Below are 13,759 nucleotides of genomic sequence, written 5' to 3'. Positions count from 1 at the left end.
GTTTAAAGTTTTAAAAGTTATAATTTAATCTGGCGAAGTAACTTCTGCCATAGAATAAGTTCTGTTGATTGGCTGCTGCATTGTGGCCGTCTCCACCCTGTACTGTATTTCTGATGGTACTTACATCAAAAATATTTTTGATTCCTGCACTCAGTTCAAGATGATTGTTGAAAAAGGGTTGGCTTACCGTAAAATTCAGCATACTGAAATCATCAATTGTACCCAATATATATTGTCCCGGATCTAAAGGATCCTGTGCATTGACCTGATGCGTGAACATTTTTTTGGTTCCCGTATATTTGTAATAAAGGGCAAAAAGCGTTTGGGTATAAGGTAAAGTATAGTTCGCCGCTAAATTGGCTTCTGCATAAAAATTATAGTCGTCGGGTGAAGTAATGTTTCCTGTATTCAAACCCTGAGAAATCCCTAAAACAGAAACTCCTGCATTAAGGGATAAGTCTCCTTTTTTAGCCGTTATAGAGCCTCCGAAAAGCAAAGATTTATAATTATCAACATTGAGATAGGTATATTTTAACGGACTATTGCTGATAATAACACTTTCAATTCTGTCCTTTACATCAAGGTACATTCCTGAAGCACTGAAATTGAATTTCCAGTTATCAGCTGTTGCCGTAGTATAATCCCAGAAAATTCCTGCCGAATATCCCGTTTCAGGCTTTAAATTTTCATTTCCTCTGATATCATGATTATTATCCACCATATAAGTGTACAATTCATCATAAGTCGGGAAACGGTTAGCAGAACCAAATACCAGACGGATGTCTGAATTTTGGGTAGTCTTAAATCTTGCCGTTGCTGAGTAATTGTATTGGGAATCGAATTTGTTGCTTAACGCTAGTCTTACTCCGGGACGTAATGACAACCAGCTGTTCACGTTCCATTCTGCTGATAAGAAATTGGCATAATTGAAAATAGTCCTGTTCACGTCATCATTTCCCGTACTTCCGAAATCCCCGATTTCCCCGCTCGCAAAACCTTTCGTTCTGTCCAATTCATATCCGATCTGGAAATTCACCCGATCACTATCTAAGAAATTGCTGAACATCCCCCTGGAATACATCACTTCCGATTTATAATAGGTAAAATCTTCTCCTCTGGAGAGTTCCTGCCTGTTCGGAACGTCATACTGGTATTCCTGCTTTTTTCTTTCCTGTGTCTGGTAAGAAAAGTCTCCGTTATAATTGATTCTTGAGCCGATCTTTGTCTGAATGTTGAACTGGTGGATCCATCTTTTTGTTTTATAATCAGCGTCATTGGCTATATAGGTTCTGTTTCCGCCTCCTACATATAATTCTTCAATCACGGGGTTATAAACATTGATTTTCTCCGTAAGAAAATTGACTTTATAGTAAAAAGTGGTGTTATTTTTATTGTATCGAATAGATGCGTTGGTCGTTAACTGATCTTTCGGTTGCCAGTCATAGCCTCTCAATCCATCATTATTTTCACTGAAATATTTATAACCGTTGTATCTTCCTTTGAAACCCTGGAAGTCATTATGATTGATATCTGCTGCAATCGTCCAGTTATCATTGATCTTATATCCCAAATTTAAAAATTGGATATGGCGTCCGTTCCCTTTTTTGAACCAGTCATAATCTTTGCCTACCGTTTCTTCCTGCAGAGAAGCTATTCCTGTAAATTTTTTGCTGTAATTTTTCTTGGTAATGATATTGATCACTCCTGCTACCGCATTATTTCCATATTCCACTCCCATTGAGCCTTTCACGATTTCAATACGCTCGATATTGTTGACGTTCAACTTGGTAAGGTCAACCAGATTTCCCATTCCCTGATCACTTACTACCGGGATATTATCGATAAGGATTTTAGTATATTCCCCTGTAAGACCCATTATATTGGCACTTGAATCCCCGGAACCTCTGCTTGGTTCAATGAGAATATTAAGATTCTGATTAAGCACCTCTGCCGCCGTGGTTACTGCCATATTTTTGATCTGCTGTGCATCAATGACCTCAACTTTATAGATGGATTTATTAATGGATTGCTGCATATATTGCCCAGTAATGACAACTTCCTCTATTTTTTTCTGATCAAGAGTATCTTTTTCCTGTGCATGTATCCATAGAACTGCGGATAATGATAGAATAGAAAGCACTTTCTTCTTCATAATGGCAAAAAATTTTTGACAAATATATATATTTATTTAGAACAATTAAAAATAATTTGTTAGTTTTGTAGAATAATTCTAAATAAAAATAAGCTATGAAATTGAAATTACTTCTAGGAACTTTAGTGCTTTCAACCATTTCAGCTCAGGCACAGCTGGCAACAATCAATGAGAATTTTGATAACTTTACGATTGGAACAAGTGCTGCCTGGCCGCAAAATAACTGGTCCAGAGTCCAAAGTGGATCCGGACCCTGGGTATACGCAGATGGAACTACAGATAAACACATTCAGTATTACAGCTTCTTTACCAGCAATACCGCCGGATATCTCATTTCTCCACAGATTGTGGCACCGGATGGCAGTAAAACCTTATCCTTTAAGGCCGCAATTACAGGGGGCTCTGCCGGTGGAGCAACCGGTACAATAGAAGTAGGATTGGTAGATGGTATAAGTTCCGCAGAAATGCCATCATTTACTCCCATAGGAAGTGTCATTACTTTAACCTCCACAGATACTACGTATTCATTTACTATACCTGCTTCTACCAAGCAATACATCGCTTTCAAAATCATAGGAAGTGCACAGCATACTGCCATCCAGCTGGATGATGTTGTATATGCTCCAACTTCTACTCTGGGAGTTTCCGATCAGGTAAAATCTTCAGACCGTGATATCCGGTTTGCCCTGAATGCTGAGAATACAGCGTTACAATTTGTGACAAGAAAAGAGGTAAAGAATATCAGTATTTATTCCGCCAATGGTCAAAAGGCTGCGGAAGGTAAGCTTAATAGCCAGAGATTCGATATCAGCCAGCTTCAGACTGGTGTGTACTATATTCTAATTGAAGCGATGGATGGTTCAGTGCTTAAAACAAAATTCATCAAAAAATAAATTGCAATTCTTGCCAACCAACAATACTTTCTATTTTTTCTAATAAAAAGGCAGTTTCAATATGTTGAAACTGCCTTTTACAATGAATTAAAGTTGATCTTTAATATATTTTGAATCCTTTATAGACTTCTGTTGAGCTTTCCATCATTCTTGAAGCATCTCTGCGGAAATTCAGAAGATGATCCTGCCCAAGATGATTGCCGTGATGTTCTACACTTTCCCATAATTCAATCAGGAAAAATGTCCCTTTTTGGTCTTTATCTTCTATTAGATCATACTGAAGGCATCCTTCTTCTTTTCTTGTTTCTTTCACCAGGTTTTGGAATAGTTCCACCGCTTCCATCAGATAATTTTCATTAAATTTAAAAAGCGCGACAATGTGTAAGTTCATGTTCTGTTTTTTGTGATGTAAAAATAAATGATTTCAGGACTGAAATCTGTTTTTCCTATCACCAGTTTTCCACAATAAACAAAAAAATCAATTAAAAACTGACTTATAAATAGTAATACAGCTCATCACCATCACCAAAGCACCAATGATCAGAAACATATTTTTTACCGGCAATTTAGCGGTAAGCATTGCTGAAAAAGGAGCAGTAAGAATTCCTCCGATCAGAAGGCCTAAAATAATATTCCAATGTTGTATTCCCAAGGTAAAAAAGAACGTAACAGCAGCAGTAATAGTGAGAATAAATTTAGCTACGGTAGAGCTTCCCACTGCAAATCTGGGCGTAAATGAATTCTTAATTAAAGTTCCTGTTACCAACGGTCCCCATCCTCCTCCTGCAAAAGAATCTATAAAACCTCCGAGAAGCCCAAGTCTGGTTAAATTGGTTTTTCTTTTCAATGCCCTGTTCTGTTTTTTCTTAAAAGCATTCCTGAAAATCTGAAAACCGAGATATAAGGTATAGAAAGCGATAATGGTTTTGGTAACCTTTGCATAATATTCACCGAAATAAGTAAGGCATAAAGCCCCGATAATGGCACCAATAACAGCAGGAATTGCCAATTTTTTAACAAGGCTTTTGCTTACATTTCTAAGCTTGATATGACTGACACTTCCAGCTGCCGTTGTAAAGCTTTCCGCCGAATGGATGCTCGCACTTACAATGTGTGGCGGAATATTCAGGAATAAGAGTGTTGTTGTGCAAATAACACCGTAGCCCATTCCCATAGATCCGGCCACTATTTCTGCAAAGACTCCGACTAAAAGCATCCAGTAAAAAATGTAATTGTCTTTAGCCAGAATAGTTGAAAGTTCATCCAGATAACCTAATTCAAACATAGAAAATACCACCACCGACAGTATAGCTATGGTTACAAAAAGAACATTCAGCCTTATCTGGATTTTTCTGGAGATTACCATACTCTATTCATCATTTATTGATTTGAAGCAATACAAATATGAAATAAAATATTTATCCTACCAAATCAGTGGACTATTTATTCAAAAAAAAGGATTTTTATCAGTCGATCAAATCCATTAATGTTTTTCTTTCCAGGATGTTTAAAGAAGCGTCACGAACTTCTATCAGAACATCATGAAGTCCGCAGTGATCTTCATTGCAGTCTTCACATTTTTCATAGAAATTCAAGCTTACACAAGGGAGAAGCGCAATAGGTCCGTTTACTAACCGGATAATTTTAGCAAGCTTCACATTTTCAGGATTTTCTTTAAAAAAATATCCGCCTCCTTTTCCTTTTTTACTATCAAGAATATCTGCTTTTTTAAGCTCAAGCAGAATATTTTCTAAAAACTTTAATGGAATTTTCTTGTATTCCGCAATTTCGGATATAAGAACCGGGCCTTCATTCCTTTTTTCTACCAGGTATGAAAGCGCCTTAAAAGCATATTGAGATTTTTTAGACAGCATTACAGCAAAAGTAATAAATTGTTTGATATGTTGCAAAAGAGTAAAATTGCTAAGTGCAGAATCGTGGATTTGCATAGTACGGCTAGCAACTTACAGTTTTTCTTTCCACAGCTCACAATTCCAGTGGTGATTCATGGTCACGGGTTCATATTTAGCGATTTTGCAGTTTTGCGGTTTTGCAACTCAACAATTTCGCGATTTCACATTCTTTCCATCTTCCATCCAAAATACTTATTTTTGTTTTTATGTTCAGTAAACAGGAAGCACAGCAGTTAAAAAAGGAATTTTGGACCGCTTTCGGAAAATCTTTTCCGAGAAAATGGATTTTGTATGATACTAAGATCAAAGATTTTTCTTTTAAGTTTTATGCAGACAATAAAAAGGCGGAAGTTTCCCTGGATATAGAGATGAAAGATGAGATCTTCCGGAATGCCTATTATGAAAAGATCTGGTCTTTGGAAGACATCCTCAAAGACTTTATCGGAGATTTCCAAAAAGAGGAATACCACACGTTGGAAAACGGCAAAGTGATCAGCAAAATCTGGGTGGAGAAACATGGCGTTTCCATTTTCAATAAGAATAAATGGCAGGAAACTTTTGAGTTTTTTGTAGAGAAAATGGATGGTTTTGAGAGGTTTTATTATGAATATGAGGATTTTATAAAGGATGTTTGATTTTTTAGAAAATTTTCATTCAAATCAAACTAATTGTTAGACTACACTTTATTATCCTGGCTTATAGAAGTATTATTTTCTTCCTGATTCTTATAAAATCTGAGAATTAAAGCCAAGGCAATCAGAATGGCAAATACATATGCTCCCAAACCTATATTTTGGGTTTCTGCCTCATATCCTTTATCTACGGTTGCCTCCCATATTCCCGCCTGATTTTTGAATCCTGTAATCCACTGCCCGAAATTCCATGCAAAATGGAGCCCCATTGGTAATGCCAATCCTTTTGTCTTTAAAGCTGCTATCCCAAATAACAGACCTCCTAATCCGGATCCTATGACTGCCATTTTCCACTCCATTCCCGCAACAAGATGCTCAACAATAAATATGACGGTAATTACGAATAATGCGAATACGGATCTGAATTTATAATTAAGAGCTCTTAAAGCGTAAGACCGGAAGACCAATTCTTCACGGCAAGCCACAAAGAAATAGAGCATTACGTGAAAAAAAATAACTCCTATGTCTAATGTGTGAACTAATTTTAAAGTCAAATGATTAAAGCAATATACAATAAGCACCTGTAATGATACAGCAAGAAAACTGATTAGGCAGCCTGAAAAAAATCTTTTTATGGTAAATCTTCCCGGAATAATACCTATCTGCCTTAAACTCAAATGTTCCCATTTTGCAAATAGAATAGCAAAAGCTAATGTTAATACAGAAGCTAGTATCACGGACAATAATTCTCCGAAAGGTTTAGAAAAAATGTTCGTAAAACCTGTAATGGCAATAAACAACAGCGTGCAGGTAAAATAAAAAAGGATTACCCGCATGAATGTCCAGATATCCTTTTTAGAAAAATGATCTGCTATCATTCCATTTTTCTTTAAATATACTAAAATTTAATTATTATCCTTAATATTTTTAATTGATTGTAAGAATAGAGAATGTAATATTTCAAATACCTATTTCGGAGAAAATTTCTTTGTGTAATAAAAAAATTATCTCACTTTTGTTAGCATGAACACCCAGGAACAAATCGAAAACTATATTTCCAGCCAGCCCGAAACTAAACGTAGCGATATGCAAGAACTGCACAAGCTCATTCTGCAAATTATGCCGAATTGTCAATTATGGTTTCTGGATGGTAAAAATGACAATAATGAAACCGTTTCCAATCCGAATATCGGCTACGGATCTTATATGATGCAATATACAGGTGGAAAAACCAGAGAATTCTACAAGATTGGAATGAGTGCTAATACAACCGGAATTTCCGTATATATCATGGGTATTGAGGACAAGAAATTCTTAGTTCAAAATTACGGAGAAAGAATAGGAAAAGCGAGTGTGACCGGATACTGCATCAAATTCAAAGCGCTGAAAGACATCCATATCGAAGTGCTTGAAGAAGCCATACGATACCGTGCTGAACAGAGACAATAATTGTTTTACACCCTTTCTTTAGTATCATTTTTTGCCAAATGGCAAATGTCTTTACCTTACCTTTATTTATCTTGCAGTATGAAAGAGTTATTTGATTTTATTTTAAGATTCGGAAGTCTGAATCAGCAGCAGATGGATCTTATTGCAAGTAAGGCGACAGAGCTTCAGCTGTCTAAAGATGAGTATTTTTCAGAAGCGGGAAAAATTGCCAGACAGGTGGGATTCCTGGCAGATGGTATCCTGAGGGTCTGCTATTACAATAACAAAGGAGAAGAAGTTACCAAATACTTCATCGATGAAAATAATCTGGTGGTGGATCTGGAAAGTTTTGACAATGAAATCTGCTCCAGTTCTTATGTGGAAGCTGTAACAGACTGTAAGCTCATTGTCTTCCAAAGAAAAGACTGGCTTGAGCTTTTGCAGACCATTGTAGGCTGGGATGCCATTGTGCACAAAATTACTTCACGGGCATTGATTCAAAAAGTAGAAAGAAGAAGCCCGCTCGTTTCCGAAGATGCTACCACCCGTTATCTGAAATTCCTGGAAATCTATCCTAATGCCGTCAACCGCATTCCTCTTTCCTATATTGCTTCTTATCTGGGCGTTACGCAATCTTCCCTAAGCCGGATAAGAAAAAATATACGCTGAAAACACTTTTTGTCAAATGACAAATGTTATCCTGTTTAATTGACGGAATTTTACACCAACAATTAAAAACAAAAGAAATGCAAACAGTACTCATCACAGGAGCCAACAGAAGCATTGGCCTGGAAACCGCAAAACAACTTTCAGCAAAAGGATTATTTGTTTATTTGGGAAGCCGTGATCTTGAAAAGGGTGAAGCCGTTGTCAAAGAACTCCATGAAAAAGGATTTCAAAATATCAAAGCCATTGAGATCGATGCCACTAAACCGGAATCTATTGAACAAGCTAGAAATATTGTGGAAAAAGAACAGGGAAAACTGGATATTCTCATCAACAATGCCGGGATTTTAGGAGTAAATCCGCAAACAGCCACCGAAACTTCCGTTAATAATATTAAAGAAGTTTTTGAAACCAATTTCTTCGGAGTCATCAATGTTACACAGGCTTTTTTACCTCTTTTGAAAAAATCAGACAGCCCGAGAATCAGTAATATTACTTCAGGACTGGGCTCTTTAACCTTACACAGCGATCCGGACTGGAAATATTATCATGTAAAATCTGCAGCTTACGGACCATCAAAATCAGCTTTGAATGCCTATACAATTGTTCTGGCCTATGAATTAAGAGACCTTCCGTTCAAAGTGAATGTCATTGATCCCGGTTATACCGCCACAGATTTCAATGCGCACAGCGGGCCCGGTTCTGTAGAAAGTGCGGCATCTTTTATTATCAAACATACTCTGACTGATGAAAACGGACCTACAGGTCAGTATTTCAGCAATGATATTGAAGATGAAACAGGAATAAGCCCCTGGTAAAATGTGAGATCAATAAGTAAAGAGAGACCTTTGTGTTTCTCTTTTTTATTAAAAAACGGAGTATCCACGATTCAGATACATCATTCGTTGATTTGGCTACATTTTCCACCTTACAACGTTCCATCTTTGTACCATCAATTAAAACAAATAAAAATATTTAAAAATGGAAACAAAAAATGTATGGTTCGTGACAGGAGCTTCAAAAGGTTTAGGACTTTCTTTGGTTAAAAAATTATTATCTGAAAATTACCGCGTAGCTGCTACTACCAGAAATGCACAATCCTTAATTTCTGAAATCGGGGAAGCTTCCGGGAATTTTTTACCCCTTGAAGTCAATTTAACAGACAACAATGATGTGAAATCTGCCATTGCAAAAACAATGGACGCTTTCGGACAGATCAATGTCGTGGTAAACAATGCAGGGTACGGACAGATCGGGACTTTGGAGGAACTTACGGATGAAGAAGCAAGAGCAAATTTCGATGTGAATGTTTTCGGAACCTTAAATGTGATCAGAAATGCGATGCCTCATCTTCGTGAGCAACAATCCGGAAACATCATCAATATCTCTTCCATCGGAGGGTTTTCCGGGAATTTTCCGGGTTGGGGAGTGTATTGTGCCACCAAATTTGCCGTAGCAGGATTTACTGAAGCATTGGCTGAAGAGACGAAAGATTTCGGAATTCATTCAACCGTAGTATATCCGGGATATTTCCGTACGGATTTCCTGAACAAAGGTTCCATAAAAACACCGGAAAATCCTATCGAAGCTTATGAAGCCGCAAGAACCCTGGAACAGGCGCACCTTAATGACATCAATGGAAACCAGCCGAACGATCCGGATAAAGCCGCAGAAGTTCTGATCGAGATCAGTAAACAGGCTAATCCACCGGTACACTTCTTATTGGGTGTGGGAACAACCGACTACCTTGATAAAAAGATTGAAATCATGACCAAAGATGCCCAAGATTGGAAAACTTTGACAGAAGCAACTGCCATTTAATTTATCTTTTTGAACCATTAAGATTTAGTGAAGTAGTTAAGAGTATTAAGTTGAGCTTCATTTGAAGCTTCTATTTAACGCAAAGAAATCTTCATAATGGATATTTATAAAGTAAGCAAAGGATTCAATCAATACATTGATTGTAAGAAGTCAGCTTCATAAGCGACGTAGTCGCCATTCTTTGCTCTCTTAAATATCACATGATAAAAATAAAAGCTTTGCGTTTTTGGAACTATTAAGATTTAGTGAAGTAGTTAAGAATATTAAGTTGAGCTTCATTTGAAGCTTTTATTTAACGCAAAGAAATCTTCATGATGGATATTTATAAAGTAAGCAAAGGATTCAATCAATACATTGATTGTAAGAAGCCAGCTTCATAAGCGACGTAGTCGCCATTCTTTGCTCTCTTAAATATCACATGATAAAAATAAAAGCTTTGCGTTTTTGAACCATTAAGGTTTAGTGATTCAAAATTTTTCCAGGATTAAAATTAATTAAATAACTTAGTCATTATGAAAGAGACATTCCGCTTCAATTCTATTTCAGATTTTCATGCTTTCTGTGGTCTTCCGAATCCTGAACATCCGCTGATCAGCCTGATCGATTACAGCAAGGTAAAATATCCCGTGAACGATAATGAACTGAAATGGGTGCAGAACTACTACTCCATCGGCCTGAAACGCAATGTGAATGCCAAGTTCAATTACGGGCAGCAGGAATATGATTTTGATTCCGGCGTGTTGTGTTTTGTTTCTCCGCTCCAGTTTTTAAGCCTGGAAATGAAACCGGAGGTGGAAGTGGAACCCACCGGATATTTATTGCTGATCCATCCCGATTTTCTTTGGGGAACTTCCCTGATCAGGAAGATAAAATCTTACGAGTTTTTCAGCTACCAGATCAATGAAGCGCTTTTCCTTTCGGATAAGGAAGAGAAGATCATTGTGGATCTGTTTAAAAACATTGAAAAAGAATATCAGACCAATATTGATAAGTTTACGCAGGATCTCATTGTAGCCCAGCTTGAATTATTCCTCATCTACTCCGAACGCTTTTATGAACGGCAGTTTTTCACCCGGAAAAAATCCAGCCACGAATTGCTGGTAAGGTTTGAAGAAGTTCTTTCCCAATATTTTGACAGCGGAAATCTCCTCGAAAAAGGAATTCCCTCCGTAAAAACCATCGCCGAGCAAATGAATATTTCTCCGAATTACCTGGGAACTTTATTGCGGATTCATACCCGGCAAAATACACAGCAGCATATCCAGAACAAAATCATTGATTCTGCCAAAGAACGCCTGAGCACAACGAGTCTTTCGGTGAGTGAAATTGCGTATGAATTGGGATTTGAGCATCCGCAGTCTTTCAGTAAGCTGTTTAAGCAGAAGACCAATCAGTCGCCGGGAGAGTTTAGGAAATTGTTTAACTGAAACTTGCGGTTTCTGATAAGTGACGACTTTATTGGTAAACCATTATTGGTTCAAACGCAAAGTTTTTCATTTCACCACGTTATATTCTAAGGTAGCAAAGAATGGCGACTACGTCGCTTATGAAGCTGGCTTCTTACAATCAATGTATTGATTGAATCTCTTTGCTCACTTTTAAATATCCATCATGAAGATTTTCTTTGCGTTAAAATGATACTCTTACTCTTCTTAAAATCTAATGGTTCAAAAAATCTCCCCTCACCTATCGCGTATTTCAAAATTTTGCCTCATTTTTGTCTATATTTGTTGAAAGCTAGTCCATGAAATCTATTTTTGCATTATTCTTCTTAAGTTTTATAAATTACACTTTTTCACAAGAGCTGAAATTTGAAAATCCACAGATAGAGTCCATTATTCTGAATAAATATCCTCAAATTGACATCAATAAAAATGGAAAAATTGAAAAATTTGAGGCAGAAAGTGTAAAAGAACTTGATTTGATGGAATCCAATATTACCCATGCAAATGATATTAATCTGTTTAAAAATTTGGAATATCTTACTTTAACAATAAACAAAATTGAAAACCTGAAACTTAAGGATTTTAAATTTCTGAAAAAATTATATTGTGCAAGAAATAATCTAAAAAATTTAGAAATAAGTAATATGCCGATGTTGACAGAATTTGCTTGTGGAATAAATCAATTAACCACTGTTAAAATAAAAAATTGTCCTAATATTGAGTCTCTTAATATGATGGATAATAAAATTACAGAGATTGATTTAAAGCCTTATAGAAAACTAAAATACCTGTCTGTTGACAATAACCAATTAAAAAGGCTTGATATTTCTAATAATCCGGAATTAATACAATTAATTATTAGAGGAAACGAATTAAAAGAAATAGATGTAAGAAAAAACACTAAGTTAAAAATGAACATTTTGTATATAGATGAAAATGTAAAAATTATTGGTACTCCAGAGCAGATGAAAATGTATAGGACGGCTCCTGCTCCACCTCCACCTATGGGATAAGAGACATACACAGCCGGTCTAAATCAACAAAAACGCAAAGTTTCATTTTCTATCGTTATATTTTAAGAGTGCAAAGAATAGCGACTAAGTCGCTTATAAAGCTTGCTTCTTACAATCAATTTCATTGATTGAGTCCTTTGCTCACTTTATCAATATTCTTCCTAAAGATTCTTTGCGTTAAATAAAAGCTTAAAACGAAGTTCAACTTATATCCTTAACTTCTTCACCCAAAACCTTAATGGTTAAATTTAGATTCTTCCTTCGTCAGAATGACAAGGAGACTGCTACTATAACGTAACTTTTGTCATTCTGATTACAGACTGAAGGTCTGCGAACAAAGTTCACAAGCGTAATGAAGAATCTCATTTAATACTTTTACTCCTTCACTAAAGCTTAATGGTTCAAAAAATCTCCCCTCACTTATCGCGTATTTCAAAATTTTGCCTCATTTTTGTCTATATTTGTACAAAGCACAGATAAAAGAACGTATATGGAAAAGCTAAGAAATCTAAGAAAACAAAGAGGATACACCCAGGAATATATGTCTAAGATCATCTCCACAGATGTCTCCAACTATTCCCGAAAAGAAAATGATGAAGTAAGAATATACGACGATGAATGGGAAAAACTGGCCGCCGCTTTGGATGTTCCGGTGGAAGAAATAAAGGAGGAACGAGCTACCAATGTTGTACATAATGACAATTCAACTTTTAGCGATAATTCTAATTCTGGAAATTTTTATAATCAACAGTTTAATGTACCAGATTCTGTACTAGAAAACTTACAGGATTACATTAAAGTTTTGAAAGAGCAGATTGTGGCTTTGAAGGATGAGAATGAGAGGTTGAAAAGCAAGTAATTAAACAAATTGCATCAATCATGGCATTATATGTAAGCTACAAGAAATCATGAAACATAAATTGAATTGTTACATATCTGCTCCTGCAAACTTTGATCTAACAAGGTTAGAATCTTTGCTCAATAGTCAAAAAATCGAATATCATAGTTTTTATGACTTTTCTATTGGCACTACTTTTTCCGACTTAATAAGACGAAAAATTCGAGAATCGGATTTTGTCATCGCTGTATTACAATCAGAAAACTCAAATGTACTCTTTGAACTGGGAGTTGCTGAGGGCTTAAAAAAGCCAACTTTCATACTCGTAGACAAAGAATATAAAGTTCCTTTCTTTCTAGATACAAAATTTTATTACCAAACTAACTTCAAAGATCTATCACTCATTGAGCTGGCTTTGAAAAATTTTGTACAGGATATTGGAAGTAGAAAAAAAAACATCCTAAAGAAGGAAGAAAAAGATACACTATCAGTAGATGAGACTACAAATACTTTGGCTAGAATTTCAAATCTCAGAAAGAATCCCAATGAAAGAGAAATATTCAGCTTAATAAAGGACACTTTTTCGAGAATAGACATTCAAAATGTATCAATAAGCGAATCAACGGTCGACAAGGGCGTTGACTTGATTATTCGAAGCAAGAATTTAACGCCATATTTTGGAAACCCAATTTTTGTTGAAGTCAAAACTGGCAATTTAAATGCACAACGAATTCTTCAAGCAGAACAGCAACTATTAAAATATTTAAATCACTCCGAGGCTAAAGGAGCAATAATTCTTTATTTGGATAGAGATAATAAGCGATTTGAAAATATTAAAACAATCTACAATTCGATATTGCTGTTTGATCTCGAAGATTTTATAAATGGGATTGCCTCTGACGGTTTTGAAAAAACCCTCATTGACAAAAGAAATAAATCTGTTCACGGAAATTTTTAA

15 protein-coding genes are annotated in these 13,759 nt (G+C 36.0%); 10 read left to right on the top strand and 5 right to left on the bottom strand.

Annotated elements, in window-relative coordinates:
* Window positions 1–10: 10 nt before the first annotated feature.
* On the bottom strand, window positions 11–2,152 hold the full coding sequence (locus tag EGI05_RS12280) for a TonB-dependent receptor plug domain-containing protein (protein ID WP_123263304.1): 2,142 nt from the start codon (window positions 2,150–2,152) through the stop codon (window positions 11–13).
* Window positions 2,153–2,247: 95 nt separating this feature from the next.
* Between EGI05_RS12280 and EGI05_RS12275 the strand changes: the two genes are divergently transcribed.
* Complete coding sequence (locus tag EGI05_RS12275) at window positions 2,248–3,045, top strand: T9SS type A sorting domain-containing protein (protein WP_123263303.1); 798 nt, start codon at window positions 2,248–2,250, stop codon at window positions 3,043–3,045.
* Between the two features lie 100 nt (window positions 3,046–3,145).
* Here the strand turns inward: EGI05_RS12275 and EGI05_RS12270 are convergent, their stop codons facing one another.
* From EGI05_RS12270 to EGI05_RS12260, 3 genes are all read right to left on the bottom strand, one after another.
* Window positions 3,146–3,436 carry a putative quinol monooxygenase gene (locus EGI05_RS12270; RefSeq protein ID WP_123263302.1) on the bottom strand — a complete coding sequence of 97 codons (291 nt, stop codon included), beginning with the start codon at window positions 3,434–3,436 and terminating at the stop codon, window positions 3,146–3,148.
* A gap of 87 nt (window positions 3,437–3,523) precedes the next feature.
* A complete protein-coding gene (locus tag EGI05_RS12265; protein ID WP_123263301.1) occupies window positions 3,524–4,411 on the bottom strand; it encodes a sulfite exporter TauE/SafE family protein in 888 nt (295 codons plus the stop codon).
* 100 nt (window positions 4,412–4,511) lie between these two features.
* Window positions 4,512–4,919 carry an RrF2 family transcriptional regulator gene (locus EGI05_RS12260; protein ID WP_123263300.1) on the bottom strand — a complete coding sequence of 136 codons (408 nt, stop codon included), beginning with the start codon at window positions 4,917–4,919 and terminating at the stop codon, window positions 4,512–4,514.
* A 245-nt stretch (window positions 4,920–5,164) separates the two neighbouring features.
* Here EGI05_RS12260 and EGI05_RS12255 point away from each other — a divergent pair, with 245 nt between their 5' ends.
* Complete coding sequence (locus tag EGI05_RS12255; protein ID WP_123263299.1) at window positions 5,165–5,593, top strand: DUF4268 domain-containing protein; 429 nt, start codon at window positions 5,165–5,167, stop codon at window positions 5,591–5,593.
* Between the two features lie 41 nt (window positions 5,594–5,634).
* Here EGI05_RS12255 and EGI05_RS12250 read toward each other — a convergent pair whose 3' ends face one another.
* Window positions 5,635–6,468, bottom strand: a complete 834-nt coding sequence (locus EGI05_RS12250) for a CPBP family intramembrane glutamic endopeptidase (protein ID WP_123263298.1) — start codon at window positions 6,466–6,468, stop codon at window positions 5,635–5,637.
* A gap of 208 nt (window positions 6,469–6,676) precedes the next feature.
* Here EGI05_RS12250 and EGI05_RS12245 point away from each other — a divergent pair, with 208 nt between their 5' ends.
* From EGI05_RS12245 to EGI05_RS12210, 8 genes are all read left to right on the top strand, one after another.
* Window positions 6,677–7,039 (top strand): DUF1801 domain-containing protein, encoded by a 363-nt coding sequence (locus EGI05_RS12245; protein ID WP_262694471.1) that lies wholly within the window; start codon window positions 6,677–6,679, stop codon window positions 7,037–7,039.
* Window positions 7,040–7,117: 78 nt separating this feature from the next.
* A complete protein-coding gene (locus tag EGI05_RS12240) occupies window positions 7,118–7,687 on the top strand; it encodes a Crp/Fnr family transcriptional regulator (RefSeq protein WP_123263296.1) in 570 nt (189 codons plus the stop codon).
* 77 nt (window positions 7,688–7,764) lie between these two features.
* The gene (locus tag EGI05_RS12235; RefSeq protein WP_123263404.1) at window positions 7,765–8,502 is read left to right on the top strand and encodes an SDR family oxidoreductase; all 738 of its coding nucleotides are present in this window, start codon (window positions 7,765–7,767) and stop codon (window positions 8,500–8,502) included.
* A 163-nt stretch (window positions 8,503–8,665) separates the two neighbouring features.
* Window positions 8,666–9,505, top strand: a complete 840-nt coding sequence (locus tag EGI05_RS12230) for an SDR family oxidoreductase (protein WP_123263295.1) — start codon at window positions 8,666–8,668, stop codon at window positions 9,503–9,505.
* 512 nt (window positions 9,506–10,017) lie between these two features.
* Entirely contained in the window at window positions 10,018–10,932 is a 915-nt protein-coding gene (locus EGI05_RS12225) for a helix-turn-helix domain-containing protein (RefSeq protein WP_123263294.1), read from the top strand.
* 317 nt (window positions 10,933–11,249) lie between these two features.
* Window positions 11,250–11,963: a leucine-rich repeat domain-containing protein gene (locus EGI05_RS12220; RefSeq protein ID WP_123263293.1), complete on the top strand. Its 714-nt coding sequence runs from the start codon at window positions 11,250–11,252 to the stop codon at window positions 11,961–11,963.
* A gap of 490 nt (window positions 11,964–12,453) precedes the next feature.
* A complete protein-coding gene (locus EGI05_RS12215) occupies window positions 12,454–12,822 on the top strand; it encodes a helix-turn-helix domain-containing protein (protein WP_123263292.1) in 369 nt (122 codons plus the stop codon).
* A 49-nt stretch (window positions 12,823–12,871) separates the two neighbouring features.
* Window positions 12,872–13,759 (top strand): TIR domain-containing protein, encoded by an 888-nt coding sequence (locus tag EGI05_RS12210; RefSeq protein WP_123263291.1) that lies wholly within the window; start codon window positions 12,872–12,874, stop codon window positions 13,757–13,759.

This window comes from Chryseobacterium daecheongense (genome assembly GCF_003729955.1).
Taxonomy (GTDB): domain Bacteria; phylum Bacteroidota; class Bacteroidia; order Flavobacteriales; family Weeksellaceae; genus Chryseobacterium; species Chryseobacterium daecheongense.
Note: the sequence above shows the minus strand (reverse complement) of the source record. Positions and strands in the feature narration are given on the sequence as shown.

What these genes read in the sequence shown, in the direction of transcription:
- EGI05_RS12215 (WP_123263292.1), top strand. Translation starts at nt 12,454, where the DNA reads ATGGAAAAGCTAAGAAATCTAAGAAAACAAAGAGGATACACCCAGGAA.
- EGI05_RS12220 (WP_123263293.1), top strand. Translation starts at nt 11,250, where the DNA reads ATGAAATCTATTTTTGCATTATTCTTCTTAAGTTTTATAAATTACACT.
- EGI05_RS12225 (WP_123263294.1), top strand. Translation starts at nt 10,018, where the DNA reads ATGAAAGAGACATTCCGCTTCAATTCTATTTCAGATTTTCATGCTTTC.
- EGI05_RS12255 (WP_123263299.1), top strand. Translation starts at nt 5,165, where the DNA reads ATGTTCAGTAAACAGGAAGCACAGCAGTTAAAAAAGGAATTTTGGACC.
- EGI05_RS12245 (WP_262694471.1), top strand. Translation starts at nt 6,677, where the DNA reads ATGCAAGAACTGCACAAGCTCATTCTGCAAATTATGCCGAATTGTCAA.
- EGI05_RS12270 (WP_123263302.1), bottom strand. Translation starts at nt 3,436, where the DNA reads ATGAACTTACACATTGTCGCGCTTTTTAAATTTAATGAAAATTATCTG.
- EGI05_RS12240 (WP_123263296.1), top strand. Translation starts at nt 7,118, where the DNA reads ATGAAAGAGTTATTTGATTTTATTTTAAGATTCGGAAGTCTGAATCAG.
- EGI05_RS12265 (WP_123263301.1), bottom strand. Translation starts at nt 4,411, where the DNA reads ATGGTAATCTCCAGAAAAATCCAGATAAGGCTGAATGTTCTTTTTGTA.
- EGI05_RS12280 (WP_123263304.1), bottom strand. Translation starts at nt 2,152, where the DNA reads ATGAAGAAGAAAGTGCTTTCTATTCTATCATTATCCGCAGTTCTATGG.
- EGI05_RS12210 (WP_123263291.1), top strand. Translation starts at nt 12,872, where the DNA reads ATGAAACATAAATTGAATTGTTACATATCTGCTCCTGCAAACTTTGAT.
- EGI05_RS12260 (WP_123263300.1), bottom strand. Translation starts at nt 4,919, where the DNA reads ATGCTGTCTAAAAAATCTCAATATGCTTTTAAGGCGCTTTCATACCTG.
- EGI05_RS12230 (WP_123263295.1), top strand. Translation starts at nt 8,666, where the DNA reads ATGGAAACAAAAAATGTATGGTTCGTGACAGGAGCTTCAAAAGGTTTA.
- EGI05_RS12250 (WP_123263298.1), bottom strand. Translation starts at nt 6,468, where the DNA reads ATGATAGCAGATCATTTTTCTAAAAAGGATATCTGGACATTCATGCGG.
- EGI05_RS12275 (WP_123263303.1), top strand. Translation starts at nt 2,248, where the DNA reads ATGAAATTGAAATTACTTCTAGGAACTTTAGTGCTTTCAACCATTTCA.
- EGI05_RS12235 (WP_123263404.1), top strand. Translation starts at nt 7,765, where the DNA reads ATGCAAACAGTACTCATCACAGGAGCCAACAGAAGCATTGGCCTGGAA.